This window comes from Aeromonas sp. FDAARGOS 1415, assembly GCF_019048365.1.
Lineage (GTDB): Bacteria > Pseudomonadota > Gammaproteobacteria > Enterobacterales > Aeromonadaceae > Aeromonas > Aeromonas taiwanensis.
Map to the genome: position 1 here is coordinate 1,330,018 of NZ_CP077363.1, position 16,552 is coordinate 1,346,569.

16 protein-coding genes are annotated in these 16,552 nt (G+C 58.6%); 14 read left to right on the forward strand and 2 right to left on the reverse strand.

All coding sequences use genetic code 11. The annotated features are described in order from the left end of the window. Window positions 1-29: 29 nt before the first annotated feature. Both I6L45_RS06375 and I6L45_RS06380 read right to left on the reverse strand, forming a co-directional pair. Complete coding sequence (locus I6L45_RS06375; protein ID WP_134696929.1) at window positions 30-1,676, reverse strand: multidrug ABC transporter permease/ATP-binding protein; 1,647 nt, start codon at window positions 1,674-1,676, stop codon at window positions 30-32. Window positions 1,677-1,737: 61 nt separating this feature from the next. Next, complete coding sequence (locus I6L45_RS06380; RefSeq protein WP_216983740.1) at window positions 1,738-3,846, reverse strand: TonB-dependent siderophore receptor; 2,109 nt, start codon at window positions 3,844-3,846, stop codon at window positions 1,738-1,740. A gap of 373 nt (window positions 3,847-4,219) precedes the next feature. Between I6L45_RS06380 and mioC the strand changes: the two genes are divergently transcribed. The 14 genes from mioC to I6L45_RS06450 all read left to right on the forward strand — a co-directional run bounded on the left by mioC (window position 4,220) and on the right by I6L45_RS06450 (window position 16,545). Beyond that, on the forward strand, window positions 4,220-4,669 hold the full coding sequence (gene mioC, locus I6L45_RS06385; RefSeq protein WP_167576882.1) for an FMN-binding protein MioC: 450 nt from the start codon (window positions 4,220-4,222) through the stop codon (window positions 4,667-4,669). Between the two features lie 509 nt (window positions 4,670-5,178). After that, on the forward strand, window positions 5,179-7,068 hold the full coding sequence (gene mnmG / locus I6L45_RS06390) for a tRNA uridine-5-carboxymethylaminomethyl(34) synthesis enzyme MnmG (RefSeq protein WP_043763816.1): 1,890 nt from the start codon (window positions 5,179-5,181) through the stop codon (window positions 7,066-7,068). Between the two features lie 20 nt (window positions 7,069-7,088). After that, window positions 7,089-7,715 (forward strand): 16S rRNA (guanine(527)-N(7))-methyltransferase RsmG, encoded by a 627-nt coding sequence (gene rsmG, locus I6L45_RS06395; protein ID WP_043763882.1) that lies wholly within the window; start codon window positions 7,089-7,091, stop codon window positions 7,713-7,715. 27 nt (window positions 7,716-7,742) lie between these two features. Beyond that, the gene (locus I6L45_RS06400) at window positions 7,743-8,546 is read left to right on the forward strand and encodes a ParA family protein (RefSeq protein ID WP_216983741.1); all 804 of its coding nucleotides are present in this window, start codon (window positions 7,743-7,745) and stop codon (window positions 8,544-8,546) included. After that, on the forward strand, window positions 8,543-9,451 hold the full coding sequence (locus I6L45_RS06405) for a ParB/RepB/Spo0J family partition protein (protein WP_043763820.1): 909 nt from the start codon (window positions 8,543-8,545) through the stop codon (window positions 9,449-9,451). Before I6L45_RS06400 ends, I6L45_RS06405 begins: the two co-directional genes overlap by 4 nt. A gap of 190 nt (window positions 9,452-9,641) precedes the next feature. After that, window positions 9,642-10,052 carry an ATP synthase subunit I gene (locus tag I6L45_RS06410; RefSeq protein WP_043763823.1) on the forward strand — a complete coding sequence of 137 codons (411 nt, stop codon included), beginning with the start codon at window positions 9,642-9,644 and terminating at the stop codon, window positions 10,050-10,052. An 8-nt stretch (window positions 10,053-10,060) separates the two neighbouring features. Next, window positions 10,061-10,843: a F0F1 ATP synthase subunit A gene (gene atpB, locus I6L45_RS06415; protein WP_043763825.1), complete on the forward strand. Its 783-nt coding sequence runs from the start codon at window positions 10,061-10,063 to the stop codon at window positions 10,841-10,843. A 58-nt stretch (window positions 10,844-10,901) separates the two neighbouring features. After that, window positions 10,902-11,141: a F0F1 ATP synthase subunit C gene (gene atpE, locus I6L45_RS06420; RefSeq protein ID WP_010672265.1), complete on the forward strand. Its 240-nt coding sequence runs from the start codon at window positions 10,902-10,904 to the stop codon at window positions 11,139-11,141. Window positions 11,142-11,192: 51 nt separating this feature from the next. Then, complete coding sequence (gene atpF / locus I6L45_RS06425) at window positions 11,193-11,663, forward strand: F0F1 ATP synthase subunit B (RefSeq protein WP_043763829.1); 471 nt, start codon at window positions 11,193-11,195, stop codon at window positions 11,661-11,663. 13 nt (window positions 11,664-11,676) lie between these two features. Next, the gene (gene atpH / locus I6L45_RS06430; protein ID WP_043763833.1) at window positions 11,677-12,210 is read left to right on the forward strand and encodes a F0F1 ATP synthase subunit delta; all 534 of its coding nucleotides are present in this window, start codon (window positions 11,677-11,679) and stop codon (window positions 12,208-12,210) included. Between the two features lie 15 nt (window positions 12,211-12,225). Beyond that, window positions 12,226-13,767, forward strand: a complete 1,542-nt coding sequence (atpA, locus tag I6L45_RS06435; protein ID WP_216983742.1) for a F0F1 ATP synthase subunit alpha — start codon at window positions 12,226-12,228, stop codon at window positions 13,765-13,767. A gap of 42 nt (window positions 13,768-13,809) precedes the next feature. Further along, a complete protein-coding gene (atpG, locus tag I6L45_RS06440) occupies window positions 13,810-14,676 on the forward strand; it encodes a F0F1 ATP synthase subunit gamma (RefSeq protein ID WP_010672261.1) in 867 nt (288 codons plus the stop codon). Between the two features lie 33 nt (window positions 14,677-14,709). Then, a complete protein-coding gene (gene atpD / locus I6L45_RS06445; protein WP_010672260.1) occupies window positions 14,710-16,098 on the forward strand; it encodes a F0F1 ATP synthase subunit beta in 1,389 nt (462 codons plus the stop codon). Between the two features lie 18 nt (window positions 16,099-16,116). Further along, window positions 16,117-16,545 (forward strand): F0F1 ATP synthase subunit epsilon, encoded by a 429-nt coding sequence (locus I6L45_RS06450; RefSeq protein ID WP_010672259.1) that lies wholly within the window; start codon window positions 16,117-16,119, stop codon window positions 16,543-16,545. Window positions 16,546-16,552 lie beyond the last annotated feature (7 nt).

The window sequence follows — 16,552 nt, forward strand, 5'->3', positions numbered from 1 at the left end:
GGCAGGTCTGCCCGCCCCTCGTGACCGGCTCAGGCCGGCACTTCGCTATCCAGGTGGGCGACCGCATCCCGGCTCACCTGCTCGCGCCGCTCGCCGAGCAGCTCGGTGAGCCGGCCCTGGCGCATCTCCAGCAGGCGATCGGCCTGGGAGAAGTAGAGATCGTCGTGGCTGATGGCGATCACCGTCTTGCCCATCTCCTTGAGACGCGGCAGCAGCACCTGATAGAAGATGCGGCGGAACTGGGGATCCTGATCCGCAGCCCATTCGTCGAACAGCATCACCTCGCGCTGCTCCGCCAGAGCCAGCAGCAGGGCAACCCGCTTGCGCTGTCCCTGGGAGAGGTCGATGTCGGTGATGAAGTCATCCTCGATGCGCAACTTGCTCCCCATCTGCAGACGCTCCAGCCACTCGGCTATCAGCGCGTCCTTGGGCTCGGGCCCCAGCAGGTGCTGGAACAGGTGGTAGTCGGTGAAGATGGCGGAGAAGAGCGCCAGGTAGGCGTTGCGATCCGCGATGGGCTCCCCGTCCAGCAGGATCCGGCCAGAGACCGGCTGGTAGAGCCCGGTCAGCAGCATGGCCAGGGTCGACTTGCCGGAGCCGTTGCCCCCGATGATGAAGATCTGCTCTCCCTTCTCGATGGCCAGATTGACGGGGCCCACGGCGAAGCCGCCCTCCCCCGGATAGTGAAAGCTCACCTGCTCCAGCTCGATGCGCCGCCAGGCGCGGGGGGCCGGCGGCAGCGGGAACTCGGATCTGGGCTCGGCCAGCGTCAGGGCCGCAATCTTGTCAAACGCCACCTGGGCGGCAATCAGGGTCGGCAGGGCGCCGATCCCCTGCAGCAAGGGGGTGCGCAGAAACAGCAGGGTCAGGGCAAAGGTGGCGGCCACATTGGTGTTGGCCCAGCCCAGGCCGTTCGCCAGGAAGAAGACCAGGCCGATGGCCCCCAGCATCATGATGTTCGACCAGTTCACCGCGCTTAGGTGGTAGGTGTCGGCGCGGATGATCTCCTGGCGGTAGTCCCGGGCATTCTGTTCATAGAGCTGGTGGTAGACGAAATGCGCCCGCTCGCGATTGAGGGCCAGCTCCTTGCTGCCGGCGATGATGGACTGGTAATTCTGGTAGAGCTTGTCTTCCGCGAGCCGCATGCGCGACAGATGGCGATAGACATGGTTCACCAGCAGCCAGCCCACCACCATGGTGACGGTGACCCAGAGCGCTGTGACGGTGAGCAGGGAGGGAGAGAGCCAGCCGAGGTAGATGACGGATCCCAGGGTCAGCACCAGCCCCTGCACCAGCTCCGGCAGGCGCACGAAGGCGATGGTGATCTGGCCGATGTCGCTGGAGAGGGAGGCCAGGAGCGGCCCCTGCCCTATCTGGCGAATGCGGGCGACGTCGGTATCCAGCAGCTGCTTGAGCAGGCGACCGCGCAGCTGATAAACGAAGTGATGACCCAGGGTGGTCAGGGCCAGCTGGGCGCCCAGGGTGACAACAAGCAGCAGGACAATGAGGCCGAGCAGCTGGCCGAGGATCGGCAGCGGATCGCCAGAAGATTCGATAAGAGATTGATTGATAAAGGCAATGACGCCTATGCCGCTCACCGCACTGAGCAGGCTGAGCAGGACGATGGCGATGAAGGGCCAACGGTATTGGCGGTAAACCAGTGACAAGAGTTCCATGACAGGCCTGTAGACAGAAAGAAGGAGGGCGGGAGCCTGATGCCCCCGCCCGGCCTGGATCTTACCAGCGGTAGTTGACGGAGCCGACTATGCTGCGCGGCTCGCCGTAGTAGCAGTAGTAGTCACAGCTCGCCACATAGGTGTCGTCCAGCAGGTTGTTCACGTTGATCTGGGCACGCCAGTTCTTGGCGAAGTCATACCCGATCATCGCATCCCACACGGTCTGGGCCGGCACTTCGGCGGAGCCATAAATGGGATTGTAATTGGCATCCACGGCACCTATGCCGACGCTGGAACCGATGTAACGCACCCCGGAGCCCACTTCCAGCCCGGCGACCGGACCCTGCTGCACCTTGTAGTTGCCCCAGAAGGAGGCCTGGTGACGCGGGATCAGGCTGGCACGGCGATCGCCGTTGCCGGTGTCGTTGGTCTTGGCATCGGTGTAGGTATAGGCAGCGGTCAGACGCAGGGCCTCGGTGGCCTGCACGCTCCCTTCCAGTTCGATGCCCTGGGAGGTCACTTCACCCGCCTGGGTCTGCTGGCCGGATCCGGTGGAGACGAGGGAGTTGGTCTGCTCCAGATCGAACAGTGCCAGGTTGATGTAGCCATCGAGGAAGCTGGGGGCGTACTTGATGCCCGTCTCGTACAGCTTGCCTTCCAGCGGCTTGTAGGAGTTCTTGGTGTTCGGGTCTATGCCCGGCAACACTTCGAACGACTCCGCATAGGCGAAGTACGGGGAGAGGCCGTTGTCGGCCAGGTACATCAGGCTGCCGGAGAGCGAGAGGTTGTCGTCATACTGCTTCTCGTTCTTGCTGGTGGCCTCGCTGACGTTATGGGTCTCCACATAGTCGAAGCGGCCACCGGCGGTCAGCAACCAGCGGTCGTCCCAGCGGATCTGGTGCTGGGCATAGAGGCCGCTCTGACCCTTGGTGTTTTTCTGATAGGTGGCGGTGGATTCGTCGAAGCCGGGGAAGCCGCTGTAATCCGGGTTCATGGTGTTGATGGAGCCCATGCCGTAGTTGTCGGCTTCGTCCCCTTCATTCACATGGCGCTGCAGATCGATCCCCATCAGCAGGGTCTGCTCGGTGCGATCCGTGTTCCAGTACCCCACCAGCTGGTTGTCCATGGTGGCACTCTTGGTGTCGCCGTCACGGTAGACCAGACCGCGATAGGCGGTGGTGCCCTGATAGGTCGGGAAGATGTAGGTCTGGCGCAGCAGCAGCTCGTTGTAGTTGAAGCGGACGTTCTGCTTGAACTCCCAGGTCTGGTTGATCTGGTGAGTCAGCTCGTACCCCGCGGAGATCTGGGTGTTGCGGTTGCGATCGTAGCCCGGCTGGCTCAGGTTGGTGCTGGGATCGATCTGGCCACCCGAGGTATTCAGGGTGCCGTAGACGGGGAAGAAGCCGTTGGTGGGCACCCCTTCATCGTGCAGGAAGCTGGAGAGCAGGGTCAGGCTGGTGCTATCCGAAATATCCAGGGTCACGCTGGGCGCCAGATAGGCGCGCTCGCTGTAGGTACCGTCCAGCACGCCATCCCGCTCCTTATAGAGTGCGACCATGCGATAACGGCTGTTGTCGGCCAGATCGTCGGAGACATCCACCCCGACCTGACGCAGATCCCGGCTGCCCAACTGCAGGTTGACCAGCCCCTGCGGAGTCGCGGTGGGACGCTTGCTGATGGAATTGATCACGCCGCCGGGAGGGGCTTCGCCATAGAGGATGGAGGCGGGGCCCTTCAGCACTTCCACACTCTCCAGACCGAAGGGTTCCGGGGTCCAGACATAGTAGCCGGTGCCGAACAGGCGGTTGCCATCCAGATAGGAGGCAGCATCGAAGCCACGCACCTTGAACCAGTCGGTGTTGTTGTCGGAGCCATAGAGGCCGGTGAGGATGCCGGAGCGGTAACGCACGGACTCGTCCAGCTGCTGCACGGCGTGTTGATCCAGGTCTTCGCGATTGACCACGGAGACGGCACGCGGGGTCTCGGCCATGGGCACCTCGACCTTCATCGCTGTCCCGGTCACCACCATGGTCTCGCCGGCCTTGGGCAACTCTTTATCCGCTTGCTCCGCAGCCAGCGCCGGCAGGGTCGCCAGCAGGCAGGAGAGCGGCAACAGCCGGGCACCTCGTTTTCGCATCACTGCATTCGGGGTATTTTTTTGCGCAATCATATAAGTGTCTCAAATATCAACAAGTTATGTTTTGGTTTCTTATTATTGGCGCCCTGTGCTGCCGGTCTGCCCGACGCCTTAGGCGAATAAAGCAGCGTCATGCTACTACAGGAGCCATGATCGAATCGATTCAATAATTGCTAATCATTTGCATCTGTATTGTTATCTGTCATATCAACGATGAGTTTTCACGAAGAAGGGACTCATTCGTATGGGGATGGAGAGGAAGGAGAGAAAATGAGGGTCACAGGGGCCGTTTCACCCGAAAAAGTCGGGCAGGATCCTTATCCCCAAGCTTTATCCATATTTATCCACATGCTTTGGCGGTAAGATCCCGGCTCTTCACCCTTTCGATAACATCAGGATCCATTCGATGGCCAAACTCAACCTCGTCGTCGGCTCCATGCTGGGAGCCTCCGAATATGTCGCAGATCATGTGGCCAGCCTGCTGGAACAGGCGGGTCATCAAGCCGAGATCCACAACCCCGCCAGCCTGGCCAGGATCCTGTCCGAGCCCCAGGCCATCCTGCTGGTGATCACCTCCACCCATGGAGCAGGGGATGTACCCGACAATCTGCAGCCCTTCGCCCGGGATCTTGCAGACCAACGCCCGGATCTCAACACATTGAAATATGGAGTGATCGCATTGGGGGATCGCAGCTATGACACCTTCTGCCAGGGTGGAAAGACGCTGGATCGTCTGCTGGCGGAGTGCGGGGCCGCCAGGATCGGGGACCGTCTGGAGATAGATGTCACCCAGCACGAGATCCCGGAAGATGCTGCCGAAGCCTGGATCCACGACTGGATGGCCTTGATCGCCTGATCAGAGGGTGGGAGATCCGGTCACAGCCCCCGATCTCCCCCGTTTATCCCCAGATCCCTATCCACCAGGTTATTAACAGGTAGATCCGCAGAAGTTGTTCCCGCCTGCTCCCCAGACGCCTCCGGATAAATGTGCATAACTACGGTGTAAAGCTCTGCAAAACCTATAGTTATTCATGTATTAGATCCAAACCAAGACCGGTCTGTGTATAAAAACCCGGGTTATCCCCCTGTTCACCGCCCCAGGATCCAAGCTTTTCCACAAGCAGCGATCGCCTTTAAGCGAATGATCTTTATGATCAAAAATGGCTTATCAACAGAAGTTCCGGATCCTAATAAAAGATCCAGTAAAAGATCGATCTAAAGATCCTTAAGATCTATTTAGGAGATCCCTGATCCATACTGATCCTGAAGTAGACGTTCCCCTCCGGATGCTAAACAGATAGAATGATCCGCCCTTCAGACCAGGCAAATAAAGATCTTCAGGCGTGCAGATCAAGGTGATCCCCAATGCAATACCATGAACAATTTGATGTGATCGTCGTCGGTGGCGGTCACGCAGGAACCGAAGCAGCAACAGCGGCAGCCCGGATGGGCCTCAACACCCTGTTGCTGACCCACAACATAGATACGCTGGGACACATGTCCTGCAACCCGGCGATCGGCGGGATCGGCAAGGGACACCTGGTCAAGGAAGTGGATGCCCTTGGCGGGATCATGGCGCAGGCCATCGATCTCGGCGGGATCCAGTTCCGTACGCTCAACTCTTCCAAAGGCCCGGCAGTACGAGCTACCCGTGCCCAGGCGGATCGCCTGCTCTACAAGGCCGTGGTTCGCCAGACTCTGGAGAACTACCCGAACCTGAAGATCTTCCAGCAAGCCTGCGACGATCTCGTCATGGACGGGGATCGGGTTGCGGGTGTCGTTACCCAGAGCGGGATCCGCATCAGCGGCAAGACGGTGGTACTGACCGTCGGTACCTTCCTGAACGGCCTGATCCACATCGGCATGGAAAACTACAAGGGCGGTCGCGCCGGGGATCCTCCCTCGATCGCCCTGGCCCAGCGCCTGCGCGAAATGCCGCTGCGCATCGATCGCCTCAAGACCGGCACGCCGCCGCGCATCGATGCCCGCACCGTCGACTTCTCCGTGATGCAGCAACAACACGGTGACGATCCTCGTCCGGTCTTCTCCTTCATCGGCAATGCCAGTCAGCACCCGCGTCAGGTGCCCTGCTACGTGACCCATACCAACGAGCAGACCCACGAGGTGATCCGCAACAACCTGGATCGCAGCCCCATGTACGCCGGGGTGATCGAAGGGATTGGCCCGCGCTACTGCCCGTCGATCGAGGACAAGATCACCCGCTTCGCCGACAAGACGGCACACCAGATCTTCGTCGAGCCGGAAGGGCTGACTACCCACGAGCTCTACCCGAACGGGATCTCCACCAGCCTGCCGTTCGACGTGCAGGTGCAGATCGTCCGCTCGATCCGTGGCTTCGAGAACGCCCACATCACCCGCCCCGGCTACGCCATCGAATACGACTTCTTCGATCCGCGGGATCTCAAGGCCAACATGGAGAGCAAGTGCATCGAAAACCTGTTCTTCGCCGGCCAGATCAACGGCACCACAGGCTATGAAGAAGCCGCTGCCCAGGGGCTGATGGCCGGTCTGAACGCGGGCTTGCGCGCCCAGGGCAAGGAAGCCTGGCACCCTCGTCGGGATCAGGCCTACATGGGCGTGATGATGGACGATCTCTCGACCCTGGGAACGCGCGAGCCCTATCGCATGTTCACCAGCCGCGCCGAATATCGCCTGCTGCTGCGGGAAGACAACGCGGATCTGCGTCTGACCGCTATCGGCCGCGAACTGGGTCTGGTGGATGATCACCGCTGGAGCCTGTTCAATGCCAAGGTGGAACTGGTGGAGCAGGAACGCCAGCGCATGCGTTCGACCTGGATCCACCCGCAACATCCCTCCCTGGAAGCGGTCAATGCCCTGGTCAACACTCCGCTGACCCGGGAACAGAGCCTGGAAGAGCTGCTGCGCCGCCCCGAGGTGACTTACGATGCCCTGATGGCCATCGAGGGGATCGGTCCGGCCCTGAACGATCCGGCCGCCGCGGATCAGGTGGAGATCCAGATCAAGTACGCCGGCTACATCGAGCGTCAGCACGACGAAGTGGAGAAGCAGCTGCGCAACGAGAACACCCTGTTGCCGCTGGACATGAACTACCGCGACGTGAACGGTCTCTCCAACGAGGTGATCGCCAAGCTGAACGATGCCAAGCCAGAGACCATTGGCCAGGCGTCCCGCATCTCCGGCATCACCCCTGCGGCCATCTCCATTCTGCTGGTGCACCTGAAGAAACACGGCCTGCTGCGTAAAACCGCCTGAGGAATTCCCCGTTGGAAAACATGCTGGAAAGATTGAACGGCCTGCTCATGCAGGCCGGAATTGTTATCACCGATACCCAGAAGACCCAGTTGGTGCAGTTGGTCGAGTTGCTGCACAAGTGGAACAAGGCTTACAATCTCACCTCGGTGCGAGATCCGGACGCCATGCTGGTCAAGCATATCCTCGACAGCCTGGTGGTGAGCCCTCACCTGCACGGTGAGCGCTTCATCGATGTGGGCACAGGCCCGGGTCTGCCCGGACTGCCGCTGGCCATCATCAATCCGGACAAACAGTTCGTGCTGCTCGACAGCCTGGGCAAGCGGATCAACTTCATCCGCCAGGTGATCCTGGAGCTGGGGTTGACCAATGTGACCCCCGTCAAATCCCGGGTGGAGGAGTATCAACCCGAGACGGGATTTGATGGTGTACTGAGCCGGGCCTTCGCCTCCCTGGAGGACATGCTGAGCTGGTGCCATCATCTGCCGTCACCCGAGGGCTGCTTCCTGGCGCTCAAGGGACAATACCCCGAGCAGGAACTGGCACAGCTGCCTGCCAGCATTCGTCTGGTCGCCACCCACAAACTGGTGGTGCCGGAACTGGAAGGCGAACGCCATCTGCTGGAGTTTAAAGCCATCCAGCCCGAATAGGGCCGCCGCATTCATTTAGGGGATAGTGTGGGAAAAGTCATTGCCATAGCCAACCAGAAGGGTGGAGTGGGTAAAACCACCACCTGTGTGAATCTGGCCGCCTCCATGGCCGCCACCCGGCGCAAGGTGCTGGTGATCGATCTGGATCCGCAGGGCAATGCCACCATGGGCAGCGGTGTCGACAAGTACGACGTCGAGCGCACGGCCTATGAACTGCTGATCGAAGATACCCCCATCGGCGAGGTGCTCATCCCCGAAACCACCGGGGGTTATCACCTGATCGCCGCCAATGCCGACGTGACCGCGGCAGAAATCCGCCTGATGGAATTTTTTGCCCGAGAGATCCGCCTGCGCAATGCCCTGGCCTCGGTCCGGGACAAGTACGACTACGTCTTCATCGACTGCCCGCCTTCTCTCAACATGCTGACCGTCAACGCCATGGCCGCCGCCGACTCCGTGCTGGTGCCCATGCAGTGCGAGTACTACGCGCTGGAAGGGCTGACCGCCCTGGTGGACACCATCAGCAAGCTGGCGGCCGTCGTCAACCCGGAGCTGAAGATCGAAGGGGTGCTGCGTACCATGTTCGATCATCGCAACCGGTTGGCCAATGATGTGTCCGATCAGCTGAAACAGCACTTCGGGGATAAGGTCTATCGCACCATCATCCCCCGCAACGTAAGACTGGCCGAGGCACCGAGCTTCGGTGCGCCGGCCATGCACTATGACAAATCATCGGTGGGGGCCAAGGCCTATCTGGCCCTGGCTGGCGAGATCCTGCGTCGCCAGGAACAGGAGTCCCAGCCGATCACCGCAGACCGAGAGAGCATATGACGCCGAAGAAACGTGGGCTGGGCAAGGGGCTGGACGCCCTGCTCAGCACCAGCACGGCCGCCCGCCAGAAACAGGTGATGAGCGACCAGCGCACCGAGCAGGCCATGGCCCCCACCAACCAGGGGGAGCTGCGCAAGCTGCCGGTGGAGTGGTTGCAGTCCGGCAAGTACCAGCCGCGCAAGGACATGTCGCAGGATGCGCTGGAAGAGCTGGCCAACTCCATTCGTGCGCAAGGTGTGATTCAGCCCATAGTGGTACGCTCCATCGGCGAGAACCGTTTCGAGATCATCGCCGGTGAGCGGCGCTGGCGGGCCTCCCAGCTGGCCAGGCTCGAGGTGGTGCCCTGCCTGGTCAAGGACGTGCCTGACGAGGCTGCCGTCGCCATCGCGCTCATCGAGAACATCCAGCGAGAAGACCTCAACGCCATCGAGGAGGCGGTGGCCCTGCAGCGGCTGCTGACCGAGTTCGAGCTGACCCACCAGCAGGTGGCCGAAGCGGTGGGCAAGTCCCGCACGACTGTCACCAACCTGCTGCGCCTGAACCAGCTCAACGAGGATGTGAAGCGCTTCGTGGAGCACGGCGATCTCGACATGGGCCACGCTCGTGCCCTGCTGGCCCTGAGCGGCCAGGCCCAGTCCGACCTGGCCAAACTGGTGGCCCAGAAGGGGCTGACCGTGCGAGATACCGAGAAACTGGTGCAAAAAGCGCTGGAACCGGCAAAAACCAAGAGTGAACCCGTCCGCGATCCGCAGTTTGGTTACCTCGAGCGCCAGATTTCAGAAAAAATTGGCAATCAGGTGCAACTTCAGCCGGGCAAGAAGGATAGCGGCAAGTTAGTAATAAGTTACGATAACTTGGCAGATTTGGACCGAGTATTGGGCTATTTTGGCCTGTCAGAATCGTGATTTTTACGCTTTTTGTAGTAATAAAACATCCATTCCTTTCGTTATGAACATAACCTTAATTTCGCGCGGAAAGCCGCAAAAATTAAGGATTTTTGCCATGTTGCAATAGCCGTCTTCACGGGTATAATTTGACCGGCTTTTTGAGCTGTGAACCTGGGGTCTTCGGATCCCGATTTTTTACAGTTCTGTAATGTTCAGGGGTAGGTTGGTGAAGCAGAAAATAGCCTTGGAAGGTTTGACGCTGGCCTTGGCTATGCTCGTTTGTCAGCTGGTCCTGATCCTGGCAATCAGCTCCGTCTGGTTTTACCAGAAGGGGGCCTTTGCCGGACAATCCTCTCTCTACGGAGGGGGGATGTACTGGGTTCCTCAAGCCCTGTTCACTCTCTGGGTTCTGCGCCGCAAGGTGACGAAAGAGAGCGTGGGCCTGGTCTTGCGGGACTTTTATGGTGGGGCAGGGATTAAGCTCATTACTACAACAGGACTTTTCGCCCTGATGTTTGGCTCCGGGATCGAGGTCGACACCGCTTCGTTCTTCGCCACTTATATCCTCGCCCTCGTTGTACAGTGGATAGTTTCATTCACGCTTAACAACCACTATTAGGAAAACTCATGTCTGCAACCGGAGAAGTCCTGACTCCTCAGGGATATATCTCCCACCACCTGACCCACCTGCAAGTAGGGTCCGGGTTCTGGACGGTGAATATCGATTCCATGATATTTTCCGTCGTGCTAGGCGCCCTGTTTATCTGGTTGTTCCGCAAGGTTGCCGTCAAGGCCACCAGCGGTGTACCCGGTAAGCTTCAGTGCTTTGTGGAGATGCTGGTCGAGTTTGTGAATGGTAACGTCAAGGACATCTTTCATGGTCGCAACAAGGTCATCGCACCTTTGGCCCTGACGGTGTTCGTGTGGATCTTCCTGATGAACCTGATGGATCTGATCCCCGTTGACTTTATCCCTCACGCTGCACAGTTGATGGGTGTTCCCTATCTGCGTGTGGTTCCCTCTGCTGACGTTAACATCACCATGTCCATGGCTTTGGGCGTGTTCTTCTTGATCCTGTATTACAGCATCAAGGTTAAGGGTATCAGCGGGTTCGTGAAGGAGCTGACGCTTCAGCCTTTCAACCACCCTGCTGCCATCCCGGTTAACTTCATCCTTGAAACCGTCACGTTGATTTCCAAGCCTGTTTCATTGGGTCTGCGACTGTTCGGCAACATGTATGCTGGCGAACTGATCTTCATCCTGATTGCGGGTTTGTTACCCTGGTGGTCACAGTGGATTCTGTCCGTGCCTTGGGCAATCTTCCACATCCTGATCATCACTCTGCAGGCGTTTATCTTCATGGTTCTGACCATCGTCTATCTGTCGATGGCGCAGGAAGACCATGGTTGATGCAACTCAAATAATCCTTTTTATACAATCAATTACATCTAAATAAATGGAGATCCTCATGGAAAACTTGAACATGGACCTGCTGTACATCGCCGCTGCAATGATGATGGGTCTGGCGGCTATCGGCGCCTCCATCGGTATCGGTATCCTGGGTGGCAAGTTCCTGGAAGGTGCTGCTCGTCAACCTGACCTGATCCCTGTTCTGCGTACCCAGTTCTTCATCGTGATGGGTCTGGTGGATGCGATCCCGATGATCGCCGTTGGTCTGGGTCTGTATGTGATGTTTGCGGTTGCCTAAGTCGTAAAGACCCACGCAGAACCCATTAACTAACTAAAGAGGACATCGGCTGTGAATATCAACGCCACCCTCCTCGGCCAAGCAGTTGCTTTTTTCATCTTCGTAGTGTTTTGCATGAAGTACGTATGGCCGCCGCTGATGGCTGCCATCGAAGCCCGTCAGAAAGAAATCGCTGACGGCCTCTCTTCTGCAGATCGTGCCAAGAAAGATCTGGAGCTGGCCAAGGCCAACGCCACCGATCAGCTGAAAGAAGCCAAGCTTCAGGCTGCTGAAATCATCGATCAGGCCAACAAACGCAAGGCACAGATCATTGATGAGGCTGCTGTTGGAGCCCAAGCTGAGCGGGAGAAAATCCTGGCTCAGGGCCGTGCAGAGATCGAAGCTGAACGTCATCGTGCCAAAGAAGAACTGCGCAAGCAGGTTGCTGCTCTTGCCATCGCGGGTGCAGAGAAGATCCTGGCACGCCAAATCGACCAGGCTGCCAACAGCGACATCGTCGACAAACTGGTAGCAGAACTGTAACGGGAACGGGGCTATGTCTGAACTGACTACAATCGCTCGCCCCTACGCCAAGGCTGCTTTCGAGTTTGCCGTTGAGCACAAGGCGGTTGACCAATGGCTGGAGATGCTCGATTTCGCCGCTCAGGTGGCAGAAAACGAGACCATCCACAGCCTGGTAAACGGCTCTGTGGCTGCCGAAGAACTGGCAAAGCTGTTTGTCGGTGTCTGCGGTGAGCAGCTCAACGAGCACGGTCAGAACCTGATCCGGGTGATGGCCGAGAATGGTCGCTTGGGTGTGCTGCCGGCGGTCGTTGCCGAATTCGTCGCGCTCAAGGCTGAACTGGACAAAGAGGTTCAGGCTGACGTGATTTCGGCGATCGAACTGACCGACCAGCAGAAAGCCAATATTCAGGCTTCTCTGGAACAACGTCTCGCGCGCAAAGTGAAGCTGAATTGCAGCACAGATGCGTCCTTGATGGCCGGGGTGCTCATCAAGGCCGGTGATCTGGTTATCGACGGCACGGTCCGCGGTAAGCTGGATCGCATGGCCGATGCGCTGCAATCTTGATTGGGGTATTAGAGCATGCAACTGAATTCCACTGAAATCGCCGAGCTGATCAAGCAGCGCATTGCGCAGTTTGATGTCAAAAGCGAAGCGCGTAACGAAGGTACCATCGTTTCTGTAAGCGACGGCATCATTCGTATCCACGGTCTGGCCGATGCCATGCAGGGTGAGATGATCGAGCTGCCGGGCAACCGCTTCGCTCTGGCATTGAACCTGGAGCGTGACTCCGTTGGTGCCGTAGTAATGGGTCCCTACGCCGATCTGGCCGAAGGGATGAAAGTAAAGGGTACCGGCCGTATTCTGGAAGTGCCGGTCGGTCGTGGTCTGTTGGGCCGGGTGGTCAACACCCTGGGTCAGCCGATCGACGGTAAGGGTCCGGTAGACAACGACGGCTTCTCGCCGATCGAAGTGATCGCCCCGGGCGTTATCGAGCGTAAGTCTGTTGACCAGCCAGTCCAGACCGGTCTGAAAGCCATCGATGCCATGATCCCCATCGGTCGTGGCCAGCGTGAGCTGATCATCGGTGACCGTCAGGTAGGTAAGACCGCCATCGCGATCGACACCATCATCAACCAGAAAGACTCCGGCATTAAGTGCGTCTACGTTGCGATCGGCCAGAAGGCCTCCACCATCGCCAACGTGGTGCGCAAGCTGGAAGAGCACGGTGCCCTGGCCAACACCATCGTGGTCGTGGCTTCTGCCTCCGAAGCGGCTGCCCTGCAGTACCTGGCTCCCTACGCCGGTTGCTCCATGGGTGAGTACTTCCGTGACCGCGGCGAAGACGCACTGATCATCTATGATGACCTGTCCAAGCAGGCCGTTGCCTACCGTCAGATCTCCCTGCTGCTGCGCCGTCCGCCTGGACGTGAAGCCTACCCGGGTGACGTCTTCTATCTGCACTCCCGTCTGCTCGAGCGTGCCGCTCGCGTGAACGCCGAGTACGTCGAGAAGTTCACCAAGGGTGAAGTAAAAGGCCAGACCGGTTCCCTGACCGCCCTGCCGATCATCGAAACCCAGGCCGGTGACGTGTCCGCGTTCGTTCCGACCAACGTGATTTCCATCACCGACGGCCAGATCTTCCTGACCTCCCAGCTGTTCAACTCCGGTATTCGTCCGGCGGTTGATCCGGGTATCTCCGTTTCCCGTGTGGGCGGTGCTGCTCAGACCAAGATCGTCAAGAAGCTGTCCGGTGGTATCCGTACCGCGCTGGCCCAGTACCGCGAACTGGCCGCATTCGCCCAGTTCTCTTCCGATCTGGATGATGCGACCCGCAAGCAGCTGGACCATGGTCAGAAAGTGACCGAGCTGATGAAGCAGAAGCAGTACACCCCGATGAGCGTGGCACAACAGTCCCTGGTACTGTTCGCCGCCGAGAAGGGTTATCTCGCCGATGTCGAACTGAGCAAAATCGTCGACTTCGAAGCCGCTCTGCTCTCTTACGCCAATACCCAGCATGCCGAGCTGATGGCTGAAATCAATGCCAAGGCCGACTACAACGACGCGATCGTTGGCAAGCTGACTGCGTTGCTGGATGACTTCAAGGCAACCCAGACCTGGTAAGCGTGTGTGGCAGCGCAAGCTGCCACCTGATGGAGAGAAGAGATGGCCGGCGCAAAAGAGATACGTAACAAGATCGGGAGTGTGAAGAACACTCAGAAGATCACCAGCGCTATGGAAATGGTGGCAGCAAGCAAGATGCGCCGTGCGCAGGAACGCATGTCTGCCAGCCGTCCGTACGCTGAAACCATGCGCAAGGTGATCGGCCATATCGCCCAGGGGAACTTGGAATACAAGCACCCCTACCTCATCGAACGTGAGGTGAAGCGAGTGGGTTACATCGTCGTCTCCACCGACCGTGGCCTGTGTGGTGGTCTGAACATCAACCTGTTCAAGGCTGCCCTCAATGATATGAAGCAATGGAGCGCGAAAGGTGCCAAGGTTGACCTGGCATTGATCGGTAACAAGGCCTCCAACTTCTTTGAACGGCACGGCGCCAAGGTGAAAGCCCACGTCTCCGGACTGGGTGACAACCCGAGCGTCAATGACCTGATCGGTTCAGTGAAGGTCATGCTGAAGGCTTACGACAACGGTGAGATTGACAGGCTGTATCTGGTGTACAACAAGTTCGTCAACACCATGGTTCAGCAACCAAAAGTCGATCAACTGCTGCCTTTGCCCGTAACAGAAGACAGCAAGCTCGCCAAGAAGCACCACTGGGACTACCTCTATGAGCCGGATCCCAAGCAACTGCTGGATACCCTGCTGATTCGCTACGTCGAATCCCAGGTCTACCAGGGGGTAGTGGAAAACTTGGCAAGTGAACAGGCAGCCCGAATGGTTGCCATGCAAGCCGCGACTGACAACGCCGGCAACCTGATTAACGATCTGCAACTGGTATACAACAAGGCCCGTCAGGCCAGTATTACCCAGGAGCTGACAGAGATCGTTTCCGGTGCTGCTGCGGTGTAAGGCAAGGGTTATCAAAGGTTTAGAGGATTTGACATGAGTAACGGTTTCATCGTCCAAATCATCGGCGCTGTGGTGGACATCGAGTTCCCGCAGAATGCCGTGCCCCAGGTGTACGATGCACTGAAGGTTGTCAGCGAAGGCCAAGGCCAGGGTCTGGTACTGGAAGTTCAGCAACAGATCGGCGGCGGCGTCGTGCGTTGCATCACCATGGGTTCCTCCGACGGTCTGCGTCGTGGGTTGGAAGTAGTTAACAGCGGCAAGGCCATCCAGGTACCGGTCGGTACCTCGACCCTGGGCCGTATCATGAACGTACTGGGCGACCCCATCGATGAGAAGGGTCCGATCGGCGAAGAAGAGCGTTGGTCCATCCACCGCGAAGCCCCCAGCTACGAAGATCAGTCCAACAGCACCGAGCTGCTGGAGACCGGCATCAAGGTTATCGACCTGGTATGTCCGTTCGCCAAGGGTGGTAAGGTTGGTCTGTTCGGTGGTGCCGGTGTAGGCAAGACCGTCAACATGATGGAGCTGATCCGTAACATCGCGATCGAACACAGCGGTTACTCCGTGTTCGCCGGTGTAGGCGAGCGTACCCGTGAGGGTAACGACTTCTACCACGAGATGATGGAGTCCAACGTACTGGACAAAGTATCTCTGGTTTACGGTCAGATGAACGAGCCGCCCGGAAACCGTCTGCGCGTGGCGCTGACCGGTCTGACCATGGCCGAGAAGTTCCGTGACGAAGGTCGTGACGTGCTGTTCTTCGTGGACAACATCTACCGTTACACCCTGGCCGGTACTGAAGTATCCGCACTGCTGGGCCGTATGCCCTCCGCAGTAGGTTACCAGCCGACCCTGGCCGAGGAGATGGGTGTTCTGCAAGAGCGCATCACCTCCACCAAGACTGGTTCCATCACCTCCGTACAGGCCGTTTACGTGCCTGCGGATGACTTGACCGACCCGTCTCCGGCGACCACCTTCGCCCACCTGGATGCGACCGTCGTACTGTCCCGTCAGATCGCGGCACTGGGTATCTACCCGGCCGTTGACCCGCTGGACTCCACCTCCCGTCAGCTGGATCCGCTGGTGGTAGGCAAGGAGCACTACGAGACCGCTCGTGGCGTTCAGACCGTACTGCAGCGCTACAAGGAGCTGAAGGACATCATCGCCATCCTGGGTATGGATGAACTGTCAGAAGAAGACAAACTGACCGTAGCCCGTGCCCGTAAGATCGAGCGTTTCCTGTCCCAGCCGTTCTTCGTGGCCGAAGTATTTACCGGTTCCCCGGGCAAATACGTGCCGCTGAAGGAAACCATCCGTGGCTTCCAGGGCATCCTGAAGGGCGAGTACGACGATCTGCCGGAGCAGGCGTTCTACATGGTTGGCGGCATCGACGAAGTCGTCGAGAAGTCCAAGAAACTGTAAGCCTCGATAGGAGGGCCCATGGCTGAGATGATCTCCTTTCACCTGGATGTGGTGAGCGCCGAAGGAAAACTGTTTTCCGGTCGCGTGCAATCCGCCCAGGTATCAGGCTCCGAAGGTGAGCTGGGTCTCCGCCACGGTCATGCTCCGTTGCTGACTGCCATCAAGCCGGGCCTGGTCCGCTTGATCAAGCAAAATGGTAGCGAAGAGGTGCTGTACATCTCCGGCGGCATGCTGGAAGTACAACCCGAAGCCGTGACCGTGCTGGCCGATACCGCCATTCGCGCCGATGACCTGGATGAGGCGAAAGCCCAGGAAGCCAAGCGTCGTGCCGAAGAGCGGATCAACAGCTCCCATGGTGATATCGACTATGCTCAGGCGTCTGCCGAGCTGGCCAAAGCGATGGCCCAGCTGCGGGTTATCGATATCGTCAAAAAGAATTACCGCTAATCACGGT

What these genes read in the sequence shown, in the direction of transcription:
- I6L45_RS06375 (WP_134696929.1), bottom strand. Translation starts at nt 1,676, where the DNA reads ATGGAACTCTTGTCACTGGTTTACCGCCAATACCGTTGGCCCTTCATC.
- I6L45_RS06380 (WP_216983740.1), bottom strand. Translation starts at nt 3,846, where the DNA reads ATGATTGCGCAAAAAAATACCCCGAATGCAGTGATGCGAAAACGAGGT.
- mioC (WP_167576882.1), top strand. Translation starts at nt 4,220, where the DNA reads ATGGCCAAACTCAACCTCGTCGTCGGCTCCATGCTGGGAGCCTCCGAA.
- mnmG (WP_043763816.1), top strand. Translation starts at nt 5,179, where the DNA reads ATGCAATACCATGAACAATTTGATGTGATCGTCGTCGGTGGCGGTCAC.
- rsmG (WP_043763882.1), top strand. Translation starts at nt 7,089, where the DNA reads ATGCTGGAAAGATTGAACGGCCTGCTCATGCAGGCCGGAATTGTTATC.
- I6L45_RS06405 (WP_043763820.1), top strand. Translation starts at nt 8,543, where the DNA reads ATGACGCCGAAGAAACGTGGGCTGGGCAAGGGGCTGGACGCCCTGCTC.
- I6L45_RS06410 (WP_043763823.1), top strand. Translation starts at nt 9,642, where the DNA reads ATGTTCAGGGGTAGGTTGGTGAAGCAGAAAATAGCCTTGGAAGGTTTG.
- atpB (WP_043763825.1), top strand. Translation starts at nt 10,061, where the DNA reads ATGTCTGCAACCGGAGAAGTCCTGACTCCTCAGGGATATATCTCCCAC.
- atpE (WP_010672265.1), top strand. Translation starts at nt 10,902, where the DNA reads ATGGAAAACTTGAACATGGACCTGCTGTACATCGCCGCTGCAATGATG.
- atpH (WP_043763833.1), top strand. Translation starts at nt 11,677, where the DNA reads ATGTCTGAACTGACTACAATCGCTCGCCCCTACGCCAAGGCTGCTTTC.
- atpA (WP_216983742.1), top strand. Translation starts at nt 12,226, where the DNA reads ATGCAACTGAATTCCACTGAAATCGCCGAGCTGATCAAGCAGCGCATT.
- atpG (WP_010672261.1), top strand. Translation starts at nt 13,810, where the DNA reads ATGGCCGGCGCAAAAGAGATACGTAACAAGATCGGGAGTGTGAAGAAC.
- atpD (WP_010672260.1), top strand. Translation starts at nt 14,710, where the DNA reads ATGAGTAACGGTTTCATCGTCCAAATCATCGGCGCTGTGGTGGACATC.
- I6L45_RS06450 (WP_010672259.1), top strand. Translation starts at nt 16,117, where the DNA reads ATGGCTGAGATGATCTCCTTTCACCTGGATGTGGTGAGCGCCGAAGGA.